The organism is Agrobacterium sp. B1(2019) (assembly GCF_008274755.1).
GTDB classification, from domain to species: Bacteria; Pseudomonadota; Alphaproteobacteria; order Rhizobiales; family Rhizobiaceae; genus Agrobacterium; species Agrobacterium salinitolerans.
In genome coordinates this window covers 968,325-989,995 of sequence record NZ_VTPB01000001.1, presented here as the reverse complement: position 1 = coordinate 989,995, position 21,671 = coordinate 968,325, and the positions used below count along the sequence as shown (strand labels likewise).

The window sequence follows — 21,671 nt, the reverse complement described above, 5'->3', positions numbered from 1 at the left end:
GAAGATTTCCCGCACTCGCATGGGTGCTGCAATGTCCCTGTGCTACATATCTGCCAGAATCATGATGATAAACGGTCCTGACGCACATCGGACGGACAGTTGAGACAGGACAGTGACATGCGCAACCTTGCGGCCTTCCTCCCCGCATTGTTCCTTTTGGGATCATCCCTGCTTCCCGCCGGGGCCGCTGTGGCGCAACCCCTGCACGCCATCTCGATGCATGGTGCGCCCGCGCTTCCCGCAGACTTCCGCCACCTGCCTTATGTCAATCCGGACGTAAAAAAAGGCGGGCGCATCTCCTATGGCGTCGTTGGCACCTTCGACAGCCTCAATCCCTTTGTTCTCAAAGGAATGCGCACCACCGCGCGCGGTGTGTGGGATCCGGAATTCGGTAATCTTCTTTATGAACCGCTGATGTCGCGCTCTAGCGATGAGCCCTTCAGCCTCTATGGCCTACTTGCCGAAACAGTGGAGTGGGACGACGAGCGCAGCTTTATTCAGTTCAACATCAATCCAAAGGCGAAATGGTCTGATGGCGAGCCGATTACGCCCGATGATGTGATTTTCACGTTCAATCTCCTGAAGGAAAAGGGCCGCCCGCCTTTCAACAGCCGCCTCGACGGCGTGGCCAAGATGGAAAAAATTGGCGATCGCAGCGTGCGCTTCACCTTCAACGACAAGGCCAACCGCGAAACGCCGCTCATTCTCGCCTCCTCCACGCCGATCCTGCCGAAACATGCGATAGACCCGGAAAAATTCGAGCAGGCGGGCCTCGGGCCGGTCGTCGGCTCAGGCCCATACCGAATCAAAACCCTGCGCCCGGGTGAACGAATCATCTGGGAGCGAAACCCGGATTACTGGGGAAAGGATATTCCCGGCAAAGTCGGCTTCGATAATTACGACGAAATCAGCATCACCTATTTCCTTCAGGTCACGACCATGTTCGAGGCCTTCAAGAAGGGCGATATCGACATCTACCCAGAGGGCGACGCCATCAACGGCACCTCCGATACCTCCCATTGGGGGCAGGCCTATAATTTCCCGGCCGTCCATCGCGGCGATATCGTCAAGGATGTGTTCCAGCCGCGCCTGCCGACTGGCATGTTCGGCCTCGTCTTCAATACACGACGTCCCGTCTTCGCCGACGAGAAGGTGCGCGAGGGCCTCACCTATGCGTTCGATTTCGAGTGGATGAACAAAAACATCCTCGGCGGCTCCTTCAAGCGCACCCAAAGCTACTGGCAGAACTCGCCGCTCGGCGCCTATGGCAACGCCGCCGACGAGCGTGAGCTGGCGCTGCTTGGCGACGCGGCGAAGACCATGTCTCCGGAACTGCTGGCCGGCACCTACGCCCTGCCCACGACAGACGGCACGGGTGCCGACCGCAAGGTGCTGAAGATGGCCGTCGACAAGCTGAAAGAGGCTGGTTACAGCATCAAGAATGGCAAGATGTCCGATGCCAATGGGCGCCAGCTCGCCTTCGAGATCATGACTCAGAACCCGGCGCAGGAACGCATCGCGCTCGCCTATCAGCGTTCGCTGAACCTGATCGGCGTCGCGATGGGCATCCGCTCCGTCGATGACGGACAATACCAGTCCCGCTCGAACAGCTTCGATTACGACATGATCATCCGCTCCCTGCCCTCGTCGCTTTCGCCTGGTATGGAGCAACTGAACCGCTGGAGTTCGCTTTCGCGCGATGCGCAGGGCAGCTTCAACTATGCGGGTGCTGCCAATCCCGACATAGACCGGATGATAGAGGCGCTGTTGCAGGCCCGCTCGACGGAAGACTTTCAGGCAGCCGTGCGCGCCTACGACCGCCTGCTTGTGGCCGGCCATTATATAATTCCGCTCTATTACATCGGCGCCCAATGGGTCGCACGCTGGAAATATATCGACCGCCCGGATATGACACCAATACAGGGCAATCAGAAACAGACCTGGTGGGACGCGCGGGCGCAATAACCCCCAACGTCAGGTCGATCATATAAGGAACCTCAGCCATGGAACGAATCGTTGTTGACGTCGTATCGGACATGGTCTGCCCATGGTGTTACCTCGGCAAGGCCCGGCTCGATCTCGCCATTGCCGAAGTGCAGGATGAAATCAGCGTCGACGTGAACTGGCGTCCCTACCGCCTCAATCCGGACTACCCACCGGAAGGCGTCGACCAGAAAGCCGCTCTCGAGGACAAGCTCGGCAAGGAGCGCCTGGAACAGGCCCATGCCACCCTGGTGCAACTCGGCAGGGAAGTCGGCATCAATTACGATTTCGACGCGATCAAGATCGGGCCGAACACGCTCGACGCACACCGCCTGTCGCTTTGGGCCCATTCCGAAGGCCGCGATCTCCAGGAGAAGGTCGTGACCGGCCTGTTCAAGGCCAATTTCGAGGAAGGCCGCAATATCGGCGATCATGCTGTGCTGACAGACATTGCCGCCAAGGCTGGCATGGACGCGAAAGTGGTCGAGCGGCTGCTCGCCTCCGACGCGGACAAGGATACGATCGTTGCCGAAATCGACGCTGCGCAGCAGATGGGCGTCGCCGGCGTACCCTTTTTCATCATCGACCAGAAATACGCCATAAGCGGTGCACAAACGCCTGATGTCCTGATTGCTGCATTGCGGGATATTGCAAAAATCAAGGCGGACGAGCATAGATCGATGAACTGACGGTCGAACCACCGGCGGTTTTCTGCAACTCGATTTTCCGCCGGTGTTTCCGTGTCCGACCAGACCCTGAAAGGCATTCTGCTCGCCTTTGCCGCCTTCGCTGCCTACGCCTGGAGCGATGCCAGCGTTAAACTCATAGAAGGCCAGATTTCGCCGATTGAATCGGTCTTTTTCGGCGCCGTGTTCGGCCTCGTCGCCCTGCCCTTCATCCGCAAGCGCAATGACAGCTGGGTGGATGTGGTGAAGACGACCAACCGGCCCTTGTGGATCATCCGTTTTTTTGCAGCCGGCACGGGTGCCGTCGGCAGCGTGACCGCCTTCACCCATCTATCCATGGCCGAAGCCTTCGCGCTGATCTTCCTGCTGCCTTCCTTCGTCACCATCATGTCGGTGGTATTCCTGAAAGAACAAGTGGGCATCAAGCGCTGGTCAGCCGTCATCATCGGTTTCCTCGGCGTGCTGGTCATCCTGCGTCCGGGCTTTCGCGAACTCGGCATCGGCCATCTCGGCGCCATCATCGGCGGCTTCAGCGGTGCGCTCAGCATCGTCATTTTCCGCGCCATGGGCCCATCGGAAAAGAACGTCTCGCTTTATGGTGCTGGTGTGCTCGGCTGTCTCATCATCAGCGGCATCGCCATGGTTCCGACCTTCATCATGCCAGCCGGCGAGCAATGGCTGCTGCTGGCGGGGTATGGCCTGCTCGGCGCGCTCGGCAACGTATTGGTGATGTATGCCGCCCAATATGCGCCAGCCGCGATGATCGGCCCGACGCAATATAGCCAGATGCTCTGGGCCATCCTGTTCGGTTATCTGATATTCGGCGACCGTATCGACGGATGGATGCTGATCGGCATCGCCCTCATCGTCGGCTCCGGCCTGTTGACGCTGATCCGTGAAAAACAGAGAAAAGTACCGCTTCCCGCCTCGATCGCCGCGACCGACCAGAACGTGGCCGTGGGGATCACGCCGGAAGATTAGACGAGATGATAAATTCCTCTGAAGATATCAAAAGGGATTTATCCGGAATATACCGACGGCAAATTTCAATTTATAATAATAGTTTTATAAATTCTATTAGAAATTTGATTTCTTAAGATCAGAGACGATGATGAATTTAGAAAATATACTTCTCTGCCTCTTCCTCGCACTCATTCTCGCGGGAGCTTTCTTGCTCGAAAATTTCTGTTCCCATCATCGTTCCCGGAATTCCGGACATGGCGTTCGGCATATATAATTGCTTTTCTGATTTTTACCGGAACTGTTATTTATTTAATCGCAGCTTAGGCGGATTCTTCTATGATTTGGCCAGTTCCGCCAGCTGCGTCATGATCATTGCCGCACCCGTCAGCCGCTTTTCCGGCGTCGGCAGATCGCGGTTTAGGAACAGGCTGTGATCGGGGCGGATTTTCGCCATTGATCCCTGCTTGCCGATGTAACCGACCAGCGCGCCCGGGTTCGGGAATTCCTTGTTGCGGAACTGCACGACAACGCCCTTCGGCCCGGCATCCAGCTTCTCCACATTGGCAATGCGGCAGAGAGACTTGATGTAGACGATCTTGAGCAGATGCTGCACCTCTTTCGGCAGCGGGCCAAAACGGTCGATCATTTCCGCACCGAAACCGTCGATCTCGCTGATATCGGCAAGCTCGCCAAGGCGGCGGTAAAGCCCCATGCGCAGATGCAGATCGGGAACGTAATCTTCCGGAATCATGACAGAGGTGCCGACCGAAATCTGCGGCGACCAGCCGCTATCCTGCACCTGCTCATCGCCCTTCACTTCGGCAACCGCCTCTTCCAGCATCTGCTGGTAAAGCTCGAAACCGACTTCCTTGATATGGCCGGATTGTTCCTCGCCGAGCAGATTGCCCGCACCGCGAATATCGAGGTCGTGGCTCGCCAGCTGGAAGCCGGCACCCAGCGTATCGAGCGACTGCAGCACCTTCAGCCGCCGCTCGGCCATCGTCGTCAGCACCTTGTTGACCGGCAGGGTGAAGAGCGCGAAGGCGCGCACCTTGGAGCGGCCGACACGGCCGCGTAGCTGGTACAGCTGGGCAAGACCGAACATATCGGCGCGGTGCACGATCAGCGTGTTGGCAGTCGGCACGTCGAGGCCGGATTCGACGATGGTGGTCGACAGCAGCACATCATATTTGCCGTCGTAGAAGGCATTCATGATGTCTTCGAGTTCGCCAGCCGGCATCTGGCCATGCGCCACCGCCACCTTCAGTTCCGGTACATCCGATTGCAGGAAGGCATGGATATCGGCAAGATCGGCAAGACGCGGGCAAACGTAGAAACTCTGGCCGCCACGATAATGCTCACGCATCAGCGTCTCGCGAATGACGAGCGGGTCAAATGGCGAGATGAAGGTGCGCACCGCCATGCGGTCGACAGGCGGCGTGGTGATAAGCGACAGTTCCCGCACACCGGTCATGGCAAGCTGCAAGGTGCGCGGAATGGGCGTCGCCGACAGCGTCAGCACGTGCACGTCGCTTTTCAGTTCCTTCAGCCGCTCCTTGTGCTTCACGCCGAAATGCTGCTCTTCATCGATGATGAGCAGACCAAGATTGGCAAAGCTGATGCCAGCACCGAGAAGCGCATGGGTGCCGACGACGATATCCGTCTTTCCGTCCGCCACTTCCTTCTTGGTCAGCGTCAATTCCTTGGAGCCGACGAGGCGTGAAGCCTGCTGCACCCGGATCGGCAACCCACGGAAACGTTCCGAGAAAGTGCGGAAATGCTGGCGGGAAAGCAGCGTGGTCGGCACTACTACCGCCACCTGCACGCCGTTCATGGCGGCGAGGAACGCGGCGCGAAGCGCCACCTCGGTCTTGCCGAAACCGACATCGCCGCAGATCAGCCGGTCCATCGGCCGGCCGGCCCCCAGATCCTCGCGGATGGACTCAATCGCGTTCAGCTGGTCTTCCGTCTCGTCATAAGGGAAACGGGCGGCGAATTCGTCATAAAGCCCATCCGGGGCCGTCAGCACCGGCGCATGGCGCACCAGGCGCGCGGCCGCAATGCGGATAAGCTCATCAGCCATGTCGAGCAGGCGCTTCTTGAGCTTGGCCTTGCGCATCTGCCATGCGCCACCGCCAAGCTTGTCCAGCTGCGCTTCCGCCGCATCGGAACCGTAACGGGACAGAAGATCGATGTTTTCAACCGGCAGGAACAGCTTGGCGTCATCGGCATAATGCAGTTCCAGACACGCACGCGGCGCACCCGCCGCCTCGATGGTCCGCAGGCCGACGAAACGGCCTATACCGTGTTCGGCATGGACGACCAGCGAGCCCTCGTCCAGCCCGGCCACTTCCGAGATGAAATCGGCACCGCGCTTGCGACGCTTCGAGCGACGCACCATACGGTCGCCGAGAATATCCTGCTCCCCGATGACGGCAAGGTTTCCCGTCTCGAAACCCGCTTCGAGGCTCAGCACCGCCGAGGCCGCCTCACCTTTTCCGAGCTTCTCCACCTCTTTCAGCGAGGTGACCGGCTTGATCTTCTCAAGCCCATGCTCGTTCAGCACCTGCAGCAGCCGGTCGAGTGAACCTTCCGACCAGCCTGTTATAAGTACCTTCCAGCCCTTGGCGCGGCGTTCGGCAATATGCTTCACGGCCAGATCGAAGACATTGACCCGCTCTTCGCTCTCGCCTTCGGTTGGCGGCCGCGCCCAGCGCGGCCCGACATGGGCATCGAGCGTGGCAACCGGGCGGCCTTCGCTGTCCTGCTCGTTGAAAGGTGTCAGGCGCACCGCGTTGACGGCTGAGAGTTCCGCATCGAAACTCTTGCCATCGAGATAAAGCTGGCCGGGCGAAACCGGCTTGTAGGGCGCCCCCTGCGTCGACCCCTTGGTTTCGCCGGAGCTGCGGCGCGCATCGTAATAATCGAGCACCAGTTTGGAGCGTTCTTTCGCCGCCTCCCGCGCCGTATGATCGGTGACGATGCGGAAGCCCTTCAGATAATCGAAAGCAGTCTCCAGCTGCTCATAAAACAGTGGCAGCCAATGCTCCATACCGGCATAACGGCGGCCTTCGGAGACAGCCTGATAAAGAGCATCGTCGCGCGTCGCCGCGCCGAACAGCGACAGGTAATTCTTGCGGAACCGGCTGATCGTATCCGGCGTCAGCGTCACTTCGCTCATCGGGTTCAGATCGAGCGAGCGCGCCTGGCCGATGGTGCGCTGGCTGGCCGGATCGAAGGTACGGATGCTTTCCAGCGTATCGCCGAAGAAATCGAGGCGCACCGGTTCTTCCGTGCCCGGCACGAAAACATCGAGGATGCCGCCGCGCACGGCGAATTCACCCACCTCGCGCACCGTCGCCACCCGGTCGAAACCGTTGCGCTCCAGCCGCGCGGCAATATCCTCCATGCGGATCTGGTTGCCGGGTCTGGCGGAAAAGCCAAGGTTTTCGATGATGTCGCGCGGCGCCATCTTCTGCAGCATGGCGTTGACGGTGACCAGCACGATGGCCGGATGTGGCTTCCTGGCGTGAGAGATTAGACCGGAGAGCGCCGCCAGCCGGCGCGCAGAGGTATCAGCGCTCGGTGACACGCGGTCATAGGGAAGGCAGTCCCAGGCCGGCAGCGTCATCACCGGAATATCCGGTGCGACGAAACCGAGGATCTGTTCGAGATCGGCGACCCGCTGGCCGTCCGACATCACATAGGCGACCGACGTGCCGGCCCGCGCCATATCGGCCAGAAGCAGGGCTTCCATGCCGGAAGGCACGTTTCCGATGGTCAGCGGCGTATCGGCCGACGACACCAGCTTTGCATCGAATCCGGCTATCATATTCTCAGGCTTTCAGGGTTTCAGCGGTGACGAGATCGAAATCGGGACGGTAGGAGGCGATCTTTTCAAACAGCGGGGTCTGGAATTTTTCCGGTATGGCAAGCGCGCCGGTCACCATCTTGACGAGGTCGTTATCCTCTTCCGCCATGATGACTTCCAACTCGTCGAGCTGCTCATCGGAAAGCCCGGCAATATTGTCTTCCGCGAATTGCCCAAGCACCAGATCCATCTCGCGAATGCCCCGGTGCCAGCAGCGGTAAAGTATCCGCCGGCGTCTCGGGTCGAGATCGGCACTCGTGCGCACCAGTCCAGTCATCGCATTTTCCTTCCCGTATCGGTTTGCAGCGCATGATTTCACCTGACACGCCATCCGTCACCCTCATTCCTGTGCTCGTCACAGGAATCCAGCCGACGCGCATCGGCGCGGTGGAGAGACTCCTTTCAGCCCAAGGACTTGGGCTGGCTGGATCCCTGTGACAAGCACAGGGATGAGGGAGAGGTGAGCGTCACGGAAAACCGCAGGCTTCGAACTTGCAGCCTGCTGCTCAATCTTTGTGCCGTCCATTACGACCTCCTATAGAACAGGAGGCGAACGGTTGGGAACCGGTTTTTATCGAAATAATGCCACGGCGGTGAAAATCTGCCGGTGATAACCCGGCTTTGTGATAAGCGAAGTCTTGCATAAGCCGCCCCCTTCCCCGATTTTGCTGACCCATGCGCCCGGCCATTCTCGATCCGCTGTTTGCCTCCGTCTCCACCCTTGCCGGTGTGGGGCCGAAGCTTGCCGATCTTCTGGCCAAGCTCTTGAGCCGGGAAAATGCCGACGACACCCGCGTGATTGATCTCCTGTTCCACGCGCCGTCCAACGTCATCGACCGCCGCAACCGCCCCGGCATCGCGCTGGCCGCGCCCGGCGCCATTGTCACCATTCAGGGACGCGTCGACCGCCACCAGCCGCCGCCACCGGGAAACCGCTCCGCGCCCTATCGAGTCTTCCTGCATGACGAGACTGGCGAACTGGCGTTGACCTTTTTCCGCGCCAAGGGCGATTGGCTGTCCAGGGCCCTGCCCGTCGATGAAGAGGTTCTCGTCAGCGGCAAGGTGGACTGGTTCAACGGCCGCGCCTCGATGGTGCATCCAGATTTCATGGTGAAGCTTTCCGAGGCGGAAAACCTGCCGCTGGTGGAAGCCGTTTACCCCATGACTGCCGGGCTTTCCGCCAAAGTGCTGCGCAAGGCAATCGAAGGCGGGCTAGCAAAGCTGCCTGTCTTTCCCGAATGGATAGATGAGACCCTGAAGACGCGACAGGGTTTCGGCGATGTGGCCTCGAGCTTCCGCGAACTACACGACCCGCGCGATAGCGCCGATGTCGAACCGCAGGCCCCGGCGCGCAGGCGGCTCGCCTATGACGAGTTTCTGGCCGGACAATTGTCACTGGCACTGGTGCGCCAGCGGCTGCGCAAGGTGGCGGGCCAGCCGATCCGCGCCAGGGGCGATATCGCCGCAAAAATCCTGTCGCAGCTGCCCTTCTCGCTGACCGCAAGCCAGAGTGCGGCGGTGAAGGATATCCTGACCGACATGGCCGGCGAAGACCGCATGTTGCGGCTGCTGCAGGGCGATGTCGGCGCCGGCAAGACGCTGGTGGCGCTGATGGCCATGGTGACGGCAGTGGAAGCCGGCGGACAGGCGGTGCTGATGGCCCCGACCGAAATCCTCGCCCGCCAGCATTTCGCCACCATCTCGAAGCTCGCAGAAGCAGCAGGCATTACCGTCGAGGTGCTGACCGGCCGCACCAAGGGCAAGGAGCGTCGCGAGATCGAAGAGCGTGTCGCATCAGGCGAAGCACAGATCGTCATCGGCACCCATGCGCTGTTTCAGGATAGCGTCAGCTATAAAAACCTCGTGCTGGCGGTGGTCGATGAACAGCACCGTTTCGGCGTGCACCAGCGCCTGCGCCTCACCGCCAAGGGCATCACGCCGCATATGCTGGTCATGACCGCCACGCCCATTCCGCGCACGCTGGTTCTGGCCGCCTTTGGCGATATGGATGTCTCCAAGCTCACCGAAAAACCGGCCGGCCGCAAACCCATTCAGACAGTCACGATACCCACTGAACGAATCGGCGATATTGTCGAGCGACTGCGCGCCGCGCTGAAGGACGGCAAGAAGGCATACTGGATCTGCCCGCTGGTGGAGGAAACGGAGGAATCCGACCTGATGTCGGCGGAAGAACGGCATGCGGTTCTCTCGCAGATGCTCGGCGCCAATATCGGCCTCATCCATGGGCGTATGAGCGGCCCGGAGAAGGACGCCGCCATGCTGGCCTTCAAGAACGGCGAAACCCGGCTGCTGGTGGCGACGACCGTGGTGGAAGTCGGTGTCGATGTGCCCGATGCAACGATTATGGTCATCGAACATGCCGAACGTTTCGGCCTTGCGCAGCTGCACCAATTGCGCGGCCGCGTCGGACGTGGCGACGAGGCCTCGACCTGCATCCTGCTTTACAAAGGGCCCCTCAGCGAAAACGGCCGCGCCCGCCTCTCCATCCTGCGCGACAGCGAGGATGGCTTCCTGATCGCCGAGGAGGATTTGAAGCTGCGCGGCGAAGGGGAGTTGCTCGGCACCCGCCAGTCCGGCACGCCGGGCTTCCGCATCGCCAGCCTCGAGGCCCACGCCGATCTTCTCGAAATCGCCCGCAAGGACGCAGCCTATGTCATCGAGCGTGATCCCGAACTGACAGGTCCACGCGGCGATGCGCTGCGCACCCTGCTCTATCTGCACCGCCGCGACGAAGCGATCCGTTTCCTGCACGCTGGCTGAAAGTGAACGCCCATGAACATGATCGACCCACGCCGCCCCCCACCCGCATTCCGCAAGGGTTATGCGCTCTGCTCGCCGCAGAACATCCTGCAGCCCGAGACATTTGCGAAGAGCGCGAAAAAGGCGATCGGCAAGGCTTTCAAGAAGCCCGGCCGCAAGAAAGCCTGGAGCCAGGCGCTGGAAGAAGGTTGGAGCGTGCGGCTCGTCTATATGCGGCTTTTCGTTCCCGTATTCCACGCCACGGCCACAGGAACAGAAGTGGATGATCTGGATGACGAGGATTGATTTGGTCCATTCAATGGACTAATCTAAGCGAGATTTTACGCTTGAGGTCATCCGTGCAGATATCCGTAACTGATGCAAAATGCCAACTGACAGAATTGGTACGACGCGCCGAGGCCGGGGATGAGATCATTCTCACCCGGCATGGTCATGCGGCAGTGCGGCTGGTTCCAGTGGTTGCTATAGCGGATAAAAAATCCCGCCGGGCCGTACTTGATAAAGTGCGTGCGGCCGTTGCGACCAAGAGCGACGACGGCCCGCACGCCGCGCATAGTCAGGATTTCCTTTATGACGAGCACGGCCTGCCGAAATGATCGTCATTGATACATCTGCGCTGCTGGCAATCCTGCTGGATGAACCCACAGCAGATGCCTGTGCCGGCGTTCTCGATACGGATGAGCCTTTGCTCATATCCGCCGGTACGCTTGCCGAAGCTGTGATCGTAGCGCAAAGACATGGCCGCAGCCGGGAACTCGAGATGCTGATCGAAGGGCTGAGCGTCGACATCAGACCCGTCACCGCGAAATCAATCCGCGGCATTTCGGAAGCCTATCGCATATGGGGAAAGGGTATTCATCCCGCCGGGCTGAATTTCGGAGACTGTTTTGCCTATGAGCTGGCAAAAACTGAAGGCTGCCCTTTGCTGTATGTCGGCAACGACTTTGCGCAAACGGATATCAGCGGCCTCCTGTGACGCTCAAGCCGGCTCAATCACCTTCGGCGGCGTGAAATCCGGGGCCACCAGACCGCCGGATATCAGCAGTTTCGCCGCATCTTCCGGCGTCATGTCCAGCATCACGATCTTGTCTTTCGGCACGAACAGCAGGAAACCCGCCGTCGGCACCGGCGTGGGCGGCAGGAACACGGCGACCATCTGCTGGCCCATTTCGTTGAAACGATGGGCAAGCTCGCCCTTGGCCTCGGAGGCGACGAACACCATCGCCCAGGTGCCGGATGACGGAAACTCGATCAGGCCCACCTTCTTGAAGGAGTTCGAATGCTCTTTCAGAACGGATTCGAACAGCTGCTTGATGCTTTTGTAGATCGGCCGCACCAGCGGCATGCGGTTGAGGATGGATTCGCCAACGCCGACGATCCATTTGCCGATCAGGTTGTTGCCCAGAAAGCCGATGAGTGTGATGCCGATGACGGCGATCAGCAGGCCGAAACCGGGGATCGCCACATCGAAATATTGCTCCGGATCGTAACGGGCCGGAATATAGGGCTTCACCCAGCTATCCGCCCATTGCAGGAAGCTCCACACCAGCCACATGGTGATGGTGACAGGCGCAAGGATCAGAACGCCCGTGAGGAAACTGTTGCGCAGGCGGGCTGCGAATGAAATTTTTACTGGAATATCGGTCATTTACCGTTCGGAATTAAGCGTTGTCGCCATCGAAACCCGGATGAAAACCGACAATGCCGGATAGAGTTCCACCATGCAAGCGAAGAACTGTGAAATATTCGTCAGGAATCCCTTCCGCATTCACCCCATCGACATGGCGAAAACCGAAGCGGCCATAGTAGTCCGGATCGCCCGCGACGACCACGCCGGAAGCATTCAAACGCTCCAGAGCGGCAAGCCCGTCCCGCACCAGCCTGGAGCCAACGCCCTGCCCCTGCCTTTCCGGCCTCACGGAAAGCGGCGCGAGGCAGAACCAGCCGGTCTCGCCGCTGGTCAGCGTCACCGGCGAAAAGCCGACATGACCGATGATGCCTTCGCTGTCCTCGGCAACCAGTGAAACGGTGAGCGCACCTGCCCTGCGCAACCGCCCGACGATTAGATGCTCCGTCTTGTCGCTGTAATTCACGTTACGGAAAGCAGATTCCGTAACGTGAGCAATCGCCTCTTCATCGCCCTGGCACTCCGGCCGGATTATCATTCCACCGTGACCGACTTCGCCAGATTGCGCGGCTGGTCCACATCCGTGCCCATAAAGACGGCGGTGTGATAGGCCAGCAGCTGGATCGGCAGCGAAAAGACCATCGGCGCAATCAGCTCGTCGACATTGGGGAGCGTGATCGTCGCCATGGTGTCGAGCGTGGAGGCAGCAGCCCCCTTCTCATCGGTGATGAAGATGATTTTGCCACCGCGCGCGGCGACTTCCTGCATGTTCGACACGGTTTTTTCAAAGAAACGGTCATGCGGGGCGATGACGATGACAGGCATGTTCTCGTCGATGAGCGCAATCGGTCCATGCTTCAACTCGCCGGCGGCATAACCTTCAGCGTGGATATAGGAGATTTCCTTGAGCTTCAAAGCACCCTCCAGCGCCAGCGGGAAGCTGGTGCCGCGGCCGAGATAAAGCACGTCCTTGAAACGCGACAGATCGCGCGAAAGCACCTCGATCTGCGGCTGGATAACATTTAGCACCTTGCTCATGATGCGCGGCATCTCGATCAGATGCTGCACGAGTTCGGTTTCCTGCTGAAGTGTGATCGTGCCGCGCGCCTTACCGGCGGCCACCGAAAGCGAAGCAAGAACCGCAAGCTGGCAGGTGAAAGCCTTGGTGGAGGCGACGCCGATTTCCGGCCCGGCCAGAATTGGGAAGATGGCGTCGGATTCCCGCGCGATGGTCGATTCCCGCACATTGACGATGGCGCCGATCTTGAGATCGTTTTCCTTGCAATAGCGCAGCGACGCCAGCGTATCGGCGGTCTCACCCGATTGCGAAATGAACAGCGCCGCCTGCGATGGCTGAAGCGGCATTTCGCGATAACGGAATTCCGAGGCGACATCGATTTCCACCGGCAGGCGCGCATAACGCTCAAACCAGTATTTACCGATCAGGCCGGAAAGATAGGCGGTGCCGCAGGCGGAAATGGCAAGGCCGGAGAGCTTGGCGAAATCGATTGCCGTGTCGGCCTGCTTTACGGTCTTGGAGGCGAAATCCACGTAATGGCTGAGCGCATGGGAAATGACTTCCGGCTGCTCATAGATTTCCTTTTCCATGAAGTGGCGATGGTTGCCCTTATCCACCACATAGGCCGTCGCCTGCGATATCTGACGCTCGCGCTTCACCGGCTTGCCGGAGAAATCGATGATCTCAGCACCTTGCCGGGTCACGATGGCGCAATCGCCATCCACCAGATAGGTGATCTCGTTGGTGAAGGGCGACAGCGCGATGGCGTCGGACCCGAGGAACATCTCGCCCCTGCCGTAACCAACGGCAAGCGGCGGGCCGGAACGCGCCGAGAGAAGCGTGCCGGGATCGTCCTTGAACATCACCACCAGCGCATAAGCGCCCGTCACGCGGTTCAGCATCTTTAGCATCGCCTCGCGATGGCCGAGACCCTCGCGGCTATATTTCGCCAGAAGCTGCGCCACCACTTCGGTATCGGTCTGGGTGGTGAAGCTCGCGCCCTCAGAGGTCAGCTCCTCGCGCAGTTCGGCGAAGTTTTCGATGATGCCATTGTGGACGACGGCGACGCCATCGACGAAATGCGGATGGGCATTGGTTTCGTTCGGAACGCCATGCGTCGCCCAGCGCGTATGGGCGATGCCGACCACACCCGGCAGCGGCTTTTCCGAAACCAGCTTCTCGAGATTGAACAGCTTGCCTTCCGCCCGGCGGCGGTCCATCGCGCCATTATCGATGGTGGCGACACCAGCCGAATCGTAACCGCGATATTCGAGACGCTTCAGCGCATCGACAAGCCGTTCAGCAACTGGCTGGGTTCCGACAATTCCGACAATTCCGCACATATACTTCTCCAGACGGCGATCTCTTCGCCGAAACTACTAACCGTTCCCGAACAATCCGCAATTATGGCGCCGGTCACTTTCGGTATCGTTTGGTAACGTCCGTCAGGACGACTTTTTATTCGCTTCCTTCAGCGCTTTTGCCCGCTCGCGCACCACGGTCGCGCGACCGGGTTTCACCTCCTGCCGTGCGCGCCCGAAAGCCAGCGCCTCATCAGGCACGTCATCGGTGATGACGCTGCCGGAAGCGATATAGGCCCCCTCGCCAATGGTGACAGGTGCAACCAGCGACGAGTTCGAGCCAATGAAGCTGTTGGCTCCGATCCGCGTTTCCGCCTTGTTGTAGCCGTCGTAATTGCAGGTGATGGTGCCCGCACCGATATTGCTGCCCGCGCCGATGAATGCATCGCCGATATAGGTCAGATGATTGACCTTGGCGCCCTCGCCGATCTCCGCCTTCTTGACCTCGCAGAAATTGCCCACCTTGGAATTGGCGTGCAAGTTCGCGCCCGGACGCAGCCGCGCATAGGGACCAACGGCCGCGCCTTGCGCAACATACGCCCCTTCCAGATGCGAAAACGCATGAATGACGGCGCCCGGCTCAATGGTGACCCCGGGACCGATCACGACATTCGGTTCGATCAAAACGTCCTGCCCGATCTTCGTGTCATAGGAGAGGAAGACGGTTTCGGGCGCAATCATCGAAACGCCGTCCAACATCAATTCTCGGCGGCGGCGTTCCTGCCAGAGTTTCTCGATAAAGGCCAGTTCAGCGCGGTTGTTACAACCGACCAGTTCCGTTTCGGGCGCATCGATGGCGACGGCACGGCGGCCAAGGGAACGGGCGATCTCGACCACGTCGGTCAGATAATATTCGCCCTTCACATTGCTGCTGCCGATCCGGTCGAGCAGGTCCAGCGCGTTGCGACCGTTGATGGCCATCAATCCGCTATTACACCAGGTGACCTTACGCTCCGCATCGGTCGCGTCCTTCTCCTCGCGGATCGCGACAAGGTCGCCATCCTTGACCAGAAGCCGGCCGTAACCGGTCGGGCGGTCGGTATGAAAACCGATGACGGCGACATCGGCGCCGGCGGCAATCGCCTCACGCGCCCGGTCGAGCGTTGCAGACGTGATGAGCGGGACATCGCCATAGGCAACGATGAGATCGTCAAAACCGCGTTCGATGGCTGCGCGTGCGGCAAGAACCGCATGGCCGGTGCCCTTGCGTTCCGTCTGCACGAAAGCTTCGACCTGAACATCTTTCATGCTTGCGGCCGCAGTGACGTTGTCGGCATCGCGCCCGACCACCAGCGCCACCGTGCCGACGCCAGATCCAGCCACCGCCCCAACCACATGGGCGATCATCGGACGCCCGGCGACCGGATGCAGCACCTTGGATTTCGACGATTTCATGCGCGTGCTGTCGCCCGCTGCGAGAATAACGGCTAGAGAGCTACGCTCCATAAGACCTCCAACACCACGTCACCGACCGCAGGACGGTCAGGACGGCGGCATATGTTTGACTTCACGCCGTCCGGCAAAACGAACGGGCGCATCGGTAATTTCATTCCGAAGTTGCTATAACGGCGGCCCACTTAAGAAACCATGCAAATCTGCACCAAATTTCCGCACCGATTTTCATCAAACGTGATTGGAACGGTATCGCATCCCGTTCCCGCGGTCTGATTTATCGCCGTGGATTGCGGGCAGTGAATTCCAGCACCTGCTGGCGGCCGTTTTCGATCAGCCTTTCCATCTCGCGGCGCGCTGCACCCTCATCGCGCAGGCGAAACGCCTCCACGAGCCGCAGGTGCGAGGCGGAAACGTCGGAAATCTCATTGGGATCGGTTTCCGGGTTGCTCATCCGGAAAATGCCCACCAGAGCCGCCTTTATCAGCGAACCGACGGTGCGCATGAACGGATTGCCGGACATTTCAGTGATGAGTACATGGAAATTCATATCCGCCAGCGCGCGCTTTTCCTTGGAATAAGCCGTATTGCCCATCTCGTTGGCGTAAGCGGCGAGCTTGGCGATATCGGCGTCCTTCGCCCTGATGGCGGCGAGCCCCGCGCCATAGGGCTCGAAGGCCTGACGGATATCGTAAAGATGCAACAGAAACTCGTCGTTGACCCCCGCCTCGAAATGCCAGAGCAGTACTTCGCTGTCGAACATGTTCCAGCTTTCGCGCTCCGTCACCCGGGTGCCGATACGCGCCTTGGGGGAAATCATGCCCTTCGCGGTCAGCGTCTTCATCGCTTCGCGCAGCACTGTGCGCGATACTTTCAGGCGGTCCATCAGCTCGGCATCGCCCGGCAGGATATCACCCGTCTTGAAGGCGCCGGAGACGATATCGAGACCGAGCGTGTGAACGACCTGTGCATGATTTGTCCGCAGCTTTCGAAAACCGATCGCCGCATCGAGCATTCCGCGCTGCAAGTGCCATATCCTTCCGTTCGGTTGGCGATCTTGAAAAAATCGCGCCAGACGTGTGTATCTCAAGTCAGATTATAGTGAAAAACATCAAGTTGCATGAAAAGCAAAGGTAAACTTCATCCATGCAATAAAACGCATGAAAATAAGCAAGGCCGCACATGACATATGTGCGGCCTTGCTTCAGTAACGATGGCTAAAAAGCATTATTGCGGCAGCTTGTCGTCCACGCCGGCGACGTAGAAGTTGAGGCCAAGCAGAACGCCGTCCTCGGCCTTTTCACCGGCCTTCAGCCATTCGGAACCGTCCTGCTTCTTGACCGGACCGGTGAAGGGGTGCAGCTCGCCCGACTTGATCTTGGCTTCGGTTTCCTCGGCCATCTTCTTCACGTCATCAGGCATGTTGGTGTAGGGCGCCATGGTCAGGATGCCGTCCTTCAGGCCGTCCCATACCGATTCGGACTTCCAGGTACCATCGAGAAGAGCCTGCGTGCGCTTGATGTAATAGGCGCCCCAGGTGTCCTTGATGGCGGTAAGCTGCGTCTTCGGACCGGCCGCGATCATGTCGGACGCCTGACCGAAGGCCTTGATGCCGCGTTCTGCGGCAACCTGCATCGGCGCGGTAGTGTCGGTGTGCTGGGTCAGAATATCGACGCCCTGGTCGATCAGCGCCTTGGCGGCATCGGCTTCCTTGCCGGGGTCGAACCAGGTATTGGCCCAGACGACCTTCACCTTGAAGTCGGGATTGACGGACTGCGCGCCGAGCACGAAGGCGTCGATGCCCATCACCACTTCCGGGATCGGGAAGGACGCGATATAGCCGGCGAGACCCTTCTGCGACATCTTCGCGGCGATCTGGCCCTGAATATAGCGGCCTTCATAGAAGCGCGAATTGTAGGTCGCGACATTTTCGGCGGTCTTGAAGCCCGTAGCGTGTTCGAACTTCACCTTGGGGAACTTCTGGGCAACCTTGATGGTGGCGTCCATGAAGCCGAAGGAGGTGGTGAACACCAGTTCGCAACCCGAGCGAGCCATGCGTTCAATGGCGCGTTCGGCATCCGGACCTTCCGGAACGCTTTCGAGGAACGGCGTTTCGATCTTGTCGCCGAAATGCGCCTGCAGTTCCTGACGGCCGATATCGTGCGCCTGTGTCCAGCCGCCGTCGGTCTTTGAACCGACATAGATGAAGCAGACCTTCTTGGCGTCAGCGGCCTCAGCCGAGGAAACGACGCCGCCGAGAGCCGCAACGGAAGCGGCGAGTGCGATGACCAGTTTTTTCATTTTTACCCCTGTTGGTTTGGAGACGTGAGAATGGTTCACCTGTCCGGCACGAAGGACTTGCCAAGCGAGGCCGGTGTATTGATCAAGGTCGTGCGGCGATTATGCGAGATGATGACCAGCACGACAATAGTGGCGAGATAGGGCAGCGCCGACAGCAATTGCGACGGCACCCCGATGCCGAACGCCTGCGCATGCAATTGGCCAATGGTGACGGCGCCAAACAGATAACCGCCCGCAAGCACTCGCCACGGGCGCCACGAGGCGAAGACGACGAGCGCCAGCGCAATCCACCCGCGCCCGGCCGCCATGTTTTCCACCCATTGCGGCGTATAGACCAGCGACAGCTGCGCCCCTGCAAGCCCCGCACAGGCGCCGCCGAACATGACGGCCAGATAGCGGGTGCGAATGACATTGATGCCGAGCGCATGGGCCGAAGCGTGATTATCGCCGATGGCGCGAATTTTGAGACCCATGCGGCTTTTGAACAGAAACCAGCTGATGCCGGCGACAAGCGCGATGGAGAGGTAGAAGATCAAATCCTGCCGGAAAAGCAGTGGACCGAGGAAGGGAATGTCCGACAGCAGCGGAAAGACGATGGGCTGCAGCTTCACACCCGGCAGGCCGACGAAACTTTCACCCAGCATGCCCGAGACGCCGAGGCCGAGAATGGTGAGCGCAAGACCCGTCGCCACCTGGTTGGTAACGAGCGTCAACGTCAGGAAACCGAAGAGCAGCGAAAAAACCGCACCCGAGGCAATGCCGGCCAGAATGCCGAGATAGGGAGATCCGGTCATATGCGCGGCCGCGAAAGCGCAGACCGCACCCATGATCATCATGCCCTCGACGCCGAGATTGAGGACGCCGGAGCGCTCCGTCACCAGCTCGCCTGAAGCGGCGATGACGAGCGGCGTGGCGGCGGTGATGACGGTGAGGAGAATGGCCTGAAGCATATCCATCATGCCGCTCCTTCTTTACGATGCGCCTTGCCGGAAAAGACCACCCTGATGCGATAGAAGATCAGCGTATCGCAGGACAGCACGAAGAACAGCATCAGCCCCTGAAACACCCGCGTCACCTTGTCGGAGACGCCGATGGAAAGCTGCGCCGCCTCGCCGCCGAGATAGGTCAGCGCCAGCACCAGCCCGGAAAGAATGATGCCGAGCGGGTTGAGACGGCCGAGAAAGGCGACGATGATGGCGGTAAAGCCGTACCCAGGCGAAATGCTGGGCTGGAGATGGCCGATGGAGCCGGAGGCCTCCGAAATACCGGCGAGCCCTGCGAGGGCGCCAGAGAGCAGCAGCGAAAACCAGACCATGCGGCTGGAGGAGAAGCCGGCAAAGCGCCCCGCCCGCGCCGATTGGCCAAGCACGGTGACTTCGAAGCCCTTCAGCATGTAGCGCATCATGAACCACAGCGCGATGGCCGCAACGATGGCGAAAACGAAACCCCAATGCGCCCGGCCCGAGGCCAGCATTTCCGGCAAAACGGCGCTGTCGTTGAACGGCTTGGTCTGCGGGAAGTTGTAGCCGCCCGGATCGCGCCAGATGCCGCGCGTCAGCCAGTCAAGGAAAAGCTGCGCGACATAAACCAGCATCAGGCTGACGAGGATTTCGTTGGTGTTGAACTTCGTCTTCAGAAGTGCGGGAATACCGGCGTAAAGTGCGCCGCCAGCAGCGCCCATCACCATCATCAGCGGCAGGATGAGCGGCGAATGCCAGTCCGGATATAGCACCGGCAGGATGGAACCGGTAATCGCGCCGATGGTGAACTGCCCCTCCGCGCCGATATTCCAGTTATTGGAGCGATAACAGATCGACAGACCGACGCCGATCAGGATCAGCGGTGCGGCTTTGATCGCCAATTCATGGAGCGACCAGACTTCCAGCAGCGGCTCGACGAAAAAGGCATAGAGCGCGTGCGCCGGATTCTTGCCGAGCATGGCGAACATCACGGCGCCGACAAGCAGCGTCAGCGTGAGCGCCAGAAGCGGCGAAAGCAGGGTGAAAAGCCGGGAGACGCCTGCGCGTTTTTCAAGTTCAATGCGCATGCTGGGCGGCTCCCGAATGAGACGTGTGAATGCCGCCCATCAACAGGCCGATCTTTTCAAGCGTCATGTCTTCGACGGGATGGGTCTCTGACAGCTTGCCGTCGGAAATGACAGCGATATTGGTGGCGACTTCGAAGATTTCATCGAGATCCTGACTGATGACGATGACGGCCGAGCCCGCTTTGGCAAGGTCGACAAGCGCTTGACGGATGCGGCTCGCCGCACCCGCATCCACGCCCCAGGTCGGCTGGTTAACCACCAGCACGGCAGGCTGGCGGTCAAGCTCGCGCCCGACGATGAATTTCTGCAGGTTACCGCCCGAAAGCGAACCCGCCAGCGGATCGGCCCCGCTCTTGCGCACATCCATCGTTTCCGAAATGCGCCGCGCCGCAGCCTTGATGACCGAGCCGCGAATGACCCGCAGGAAACCGCCGGTCAGAAACGCCTTGCGGTCGGAGCGCGCCCGCGCCAAGAGCAGATTGTCGGACAGGCTCATGCCGGGAACGGCGGCGTGGCCGTGGCGCTCTTCCGGCACAAAACCCGCGCCCATCAGCCGGCGGCCATTGATGCCGATGCGACCGACGGGCTTGCCGCGCAGGCGAATGGCGTCATTGTTATAGACCGGATATTCGCCCGAAAGCGCATCGAACAACTCGCCCTGCCCGTTTCCGGCCACACCGGCAATCGCCAGCACCTCACCGGAGCGCACCTGCATTGAAACGGACTTCAGCGCCACGGCAAACGGCGTACGCGGCGCAACCGAAAGCCCCATGACCTCGATCTGCGGCGCGCCGAGCGCCTCGCCCATGGCCCGCGAAACGCTTGCGACATCGCTGCCGACCATCATGCGCGCCAGCGATGCCGGCGTTTCCCTGCGCGGATCGCAGGCGCCTGTCACCTTGCCATGCCGCAGGACGGTGGCGCGGTCGCAGATGCGCTGCACCTCTTCGAGACGATGGCTGATATAAAGCACGGAGCGGCCTTCGGCCTTCAGTTTTGCCAGCGTCTCGAACAGCTTGTCGGCCTCCTGCGGCGTCAAAACCGAGGTTGGCTCATCGAGAATGATCAGGCGCGGGTTCTGCAACAGGGCGCGGACGATCTCGATGCGCTGGCGCTCGCCGACCGAAAGGTCGGCCACATGCGCATTGGGATCGAGCGGCAGGCCATAGGCGCGCGACAGCGTTTCCGCTTGCCCGGCGATTTCCTTCAATGAAATTTTCGGATCGAGCGACAGGGCAATGTTTTCCGCAACCGTCAGCGCTTCAAACAGGGAAAAATGCTGGAAGACCATGCCGATGCCGAGCCTGCGGGCCTCGCTTGGCGAGGCGACGGACACCGGCTGGCCCTGCCAGATAATATCGCCCTCAGTCGGCGCGAGAACGCCGAACAGCATCTTGACGAGCGTGGATTTGCCCGCGCCGTTTTCACCCAGAAGCGCGTGGATTTCGCCCGGCGCAATATCGAGATCGATGCCGTTGCAGGCGGCGAAATTGCCGAACAGCTTGGTCAGCTTGCGAACGGACAGGAGAGGCACGGCCTCCGGCGCCAAAGTTCCAGTCACGAGTTCCCTCTCTCACCGACCGCCGCGCCTTCTTCGAAGCGTTTCCAACGATCGTGGCCATTGTTCCCAATCGGACGCCA

General features: G+C 60.0%; 18 protein-coding genes. 7 read left to right on the top strand and 11 right to left on the bottom strand.

What is annotated here, in order from left to right:
* The first annotated feature begins 117 nt into the window (after positions 1 to 117).
* The 3 genes from AGR1_RS04910 to AGR1_RS04900 are packed head-to-tail and all read left to right on the top strand — an operon-like array spanning position 118 to position 3,650.
* The gene (locus AGR1_RS04910; RefSeq protein ID WP_149146334.1) at positions 118 to 1,965 is read left to right on the top strand and encodes an extracellular solute-binding protein; all 1,848 of its coding nucleotides are present in this window, start codon (positions 118 to 120) and stop codon (positions 1,963 to 1,965) included.
* 38 nt (positions 1,966 to 2,003) lie between these two features.
* Positions 2,004 to 2,672: a DsbA family protein gene (locus AGR1_RS04905; RefSeq protein ID WP_149146333.1), complete on the top strand. Its 669-nt coding sequence runs from the start codon at positions 2,004 to 2,006 to the stop codon at positions 2,670 to 2,672.
* A 51-nt stretch (positions 2,673 to 2,723) separates the two neighbouring features.
* Positions 2,724 to 3,650 carry a DMT family transporter gene (locus tag AGR1_RS04900; RefSeq protein ID WP_080790512.1) on the top strand — a complete coding sequence of 309 codons (927 nt, stop codon included), beginning with the start codon at positions 2,724 to 2,726 and terminating at the stop codon, positions 3,648 to 3,650.
* A 316-nt stretch (positions 3,651 to 3,966) separates the two neighbouring features.
* On the opposite strand, the gene mfd is transcribed toward AGR1_RS04900, so the two are convergent.
* Together mfd and AGR1_RS04890 are read right to left on the bottom strand one after the other, a co-directional pair.
* The gene (mfd, locus tag AGR1_RS04895; protein WP_149146332.1) at positions 3,967 to 7,464 is read right to left on the bottom strand and encodes a transcription-repair coupling factor; all 3,498 of its coding nucleotides are present in this window, start codon (positions 7,462 to 7,464) and stop codon (positions 3,967 to 3,969) included.
* Between the two features lie 4 nt (positions 7,465 to 7,468).
* Positions 7,469 to 7,780, bottom strand: coding sequence for a succinate dehydrogenase assembly factor 2 (locus AGR1_RS04890; RefSeq protein WP_080790508.1), 312 nt, complete (start codon positions 7,778 to 7,780; stop codon positions 7,469 to 7,471).
* Positions 7,781 to 8,178: 398 nt separating this feature from the next.
* On the opposite strand from AGR1_RS04890, the gene recG reads away from it, so the two are divergent.
* From recG to AGR1_RS04870, 4 genes are read left to right on the top strand one after another with little or no spacing between them, the layout of a single operon-like run.
* On the top strand, positions 8,179 to 10,284 hold the full coding sequence (recG, locus tag AGR1_RS04885) for an ATP-dependent DNA helicase RecG (protein ID WP_149146331.1): 2,106 nt from the start codon (positions 8,179 to 8,181) through the stop codon (positions 10,282 to 10,284).
* Between the two features lie 12 nt (positions 10,285 to 10,296).
* Positions 10,297 to 10,569, top strand: coding sequence for a hypothetical protein (locus AGR1_RS04880; protein WP_080790505.1), 273 nt, complete (start codon positions 10,297 to 10,299; stop codon positions 10,567 to 10,569).
* 53 nt (positions 10,570 to 10,622) lie between these two features.
* A complete protein-coding gene (locus tag AGR1_RS04875) occupies positions 10,623 to 10,880 on the top strand; it encodes a type II toxin-antitoxin system prevent-host-death family antitoxin (RefSeq protein WP_149146330.1) in 258 nt (85 codons plus the stop codon).
* Complete coding sequence (locus tag AGR1_RS04870) at positions 10,877 to 11,260, top strand: type II toxin-antitoxin system VapC family toxin (protein WP_080790504.1); 384 nt, start codon at positions 10,877 to 10,879, stop codon at positions 11,258 to 11,260. The genes AGR1_RS04875 and AGR1_RS04870 overlap by 4 nt, the downstream gene beginning before the upstream one ends.
* 3 nt (positions 11,261 to 11,263) lie before the next feature.
* Here AGR1_RS04870 and AGR1_RS04865 read toward each other — a convergent pair whose 3' ends face one another.
* The 9 genes from AGR1_RS04865 to AGR1_RS04825 all read right to left on the bottom strand — a co-directional run bounded on the left by AGR1_RS04865 (position 11,264) and on the right by AGR1_RS04825 (position 21,579).
* Entirely contained in the window at positions 11,264 to 11,932 is a 669-nt protein-coding gene (locus AGR1_RS04865; protein WP_080790502.1) for a DUF502 domain-containing protein, read from the bottom strand.
* Positions 11,933 to 11,945: 13 nt separating this feature from the next.
* On the bottom strand, positions 11,946 to 12,449 hold the full coding sequence (locus AGR1_RS04860; protein ID WP_149146329.1) for an N-acetyltransferase: 504 nt from the start codon (positions 12,447 to 12,449) through the stop codon (positions 11,946 to 11,948).
* Positions 12,446 to 14,272, bottom strand: coding sequence for a glutamine--fructose-6-phosphate transaminase (isomerizing) (glmS, locus tag AGR1_RS04855; RefSeq protein WP_080790498.1), 1,827 nt, complete (start codon positions 14,270 to 14,272; stop codon positions 12,446 to 12,448). The genes AGR1_RS04860 and glmS overlap by 4 nt, the downstream gene beginning before the upstream one ends.
* Before the next feature lie 102 nt (positions 14,273 to 14,374).
* The gene (gene glmU / locus AGR1_RS04850; RefSeq protein ID WP_149146328.1) at positions 14,375 to 15,736 is read right to left on the bottom strand and encodes a bifunctional UDP-N-acetylglucosamine diphosphorylase/glucosamine-1-phosphate N-acetyltransferase GlmU; all 1,362 of its coding nucleotides are present in this window, start codon (positions 15,734 to 15,736) and stop codon (positions 14,375 to 14,377) included.
* A 223-nt stretch (positions 15,737 to 15,959) separates the two neighbouring features.
* Positions 15,960 to 16,697 (bottom strand): FadR/GntR family transcriptional regulator, encoded by a 738-nt coding sequence (locus AGR1_RS04845; RefSeq protein WP_080790495.1) that lies wholly within the window; start codon positions 16,695 to 16,697, stop codon positions 15,960 to 15,962.
* Between the two features lie 212 nt (positions 16,698 to 16,909).
* Positions 16,910 to 17,983 (bottom strand): BMP family ABC transporter substrate-binding protein, encoded by a 1,074-nt coding sequence (locus tag AGR1_RS04840; protein WP_080790493.1) that lies wholly within the window; start codon positions 17,981 to 17,983, stop codon positions 16,910 to 16,912.
* A 35-nt stretch (positions 17,984 to 18,018) separates the two neighbouring features.
* Positions 18,019 to 18,939, bottom strand: coding sequence for an ABC transporter permease (locus AGR1_RS04835; RefSeq protein ID WP_162927507.1), 921 nt, complete (start codon positions 18,937 to 18,939; stop codon positions 18,019 to 18,021).
* Positions 18,939 to 20,030, bottom strand: a complete 1,092-nt coding sequence (locus AGR1_RS04830; protein ID WP_149146327.1) for an ABC transporter permease — start codon at positions 20,028 to 20,030, stop codon at positions 18,939 to 18,941. Before AGR1_RS04830 ends, AGR1_RS04835 begins: the two co-directional genes overlap by 1 nt.
* Positions 20,020 to 21,579, bottom strand: a complete 1,560-nt coding sequence (locus AGR1_RS04825; RefSeq protein WP_187772164.1) for an ABC transporter ATP-binding protein — start codon at positions 21,577 to 21,579, stop codon at positions 20,020 to 20,022. Before AGR1_RS04825 ends, AGR1_RS04830 begins: the two co-directional genes overlap by 11 nt.
* Between the last annotated feature and the right edge of the window lie 92 nt (positions 21,580 to 21,671).

Coding starts and splice junctions, on each gene's coding strand:
- AGR1_RS04910 (WP_149146334.1), top strand. CDS start 118: ATGCGCAACCTTGCGGCCTTCCTCCCCGCATTGTTCCTTTTGGGATCA.
- AGR1_RS04905 (WP_149146333.1), top strand. CDS start 2,004: ATGGAACGAATCGTTGTTGACGTCGTATCGGACATGGTCTGCCCATGG.
- AGR1_RS04880 (WP_080790505.1), top strand. CDS start 10,297: ATGAACATGATCGACCCACGCCGCCCCCCACCCGCATTCCGCAAGGGT.
- glmS (WP_080790498.1), bottom strand. CDS start 14,272: ATGTGCGGAATTGTCGGAATTGTCGGAACCCAGCCAGTTGCTGAACGG.
- AGR1_RS04890 (WP_080790508.1), bottom strand. CDS start 7,780: ATGACTGGACTGGTGCGCACGAGTGCCGATCTCGACCCGAGACGCCGG.
- AGR1_RS04865 (WP_080790502.1), bottom strand. CDS start 11,932: ATGACCGATATTCCAGTAAAAATTTCATTCGCAGCCCGCCTGCGCAAC.
- recG (WP_149146331.1), top strand. CDS start 8,179: ATGCGCCCGGCCATTCTCGATCCGCTGTTTGCCTCCGTCTCCACCCTT.
- glmU (WP_149146328.1), bottom strand. CDS start 15,736: ATGGAGCGTAGCTCTCTAGCCGTTATTCTCGCAGCGGGCGACAGCACG.
- AGR1_RS04835 (WP_162927507.1), bottom strand. CDS start 18,939: ATGGATATGCTTCAGGCCATTCTCCTCACCGTCATCACCGCCGCCACG.
- AGR1_RS04830 (WP_149146327.1), bottom strand. CDS start 20,030: ATGCGCATTGAACTTGAAAAACGCGCAGGCGTCTCCCGGCTTTTCACC.
- AGR1_RS04840 (WP_080790493.1), bottom strand. CDS start 17,983: ATGAAAAAACTGGTCATCGCACTCGCCGCTTCCGTTGCGGCTCTCGGC.
- mfd (WP_149146332.1), bottom strand. CDS start 7,464: ATGATAGCCGGATTCGATGCAAAGCTGGTGTCGTCGGCCGATACGCCG.
- AGR1_RS04845 (WP_080790495.1), bottom strand. CDS start 16,697: ATGCTCGATGCGGCGATCGGTTTTCGAAAGCTGCGGACAAATCATGCA.
- AGR1_RS04860 (WP_149146329.1), bottom strand. CDS start 12,449: ATGATAATCCGGCCGGAGTGCCAGGGCGATGAAGAGGCGATTGCTCAC.
- AGR1_RS04870 (WP_080790504.1), top strand. CDS start 10,877: ATGATCGTCATTGATACATCTGCGCTGCTGGCAATCCTGCTGGATGAA.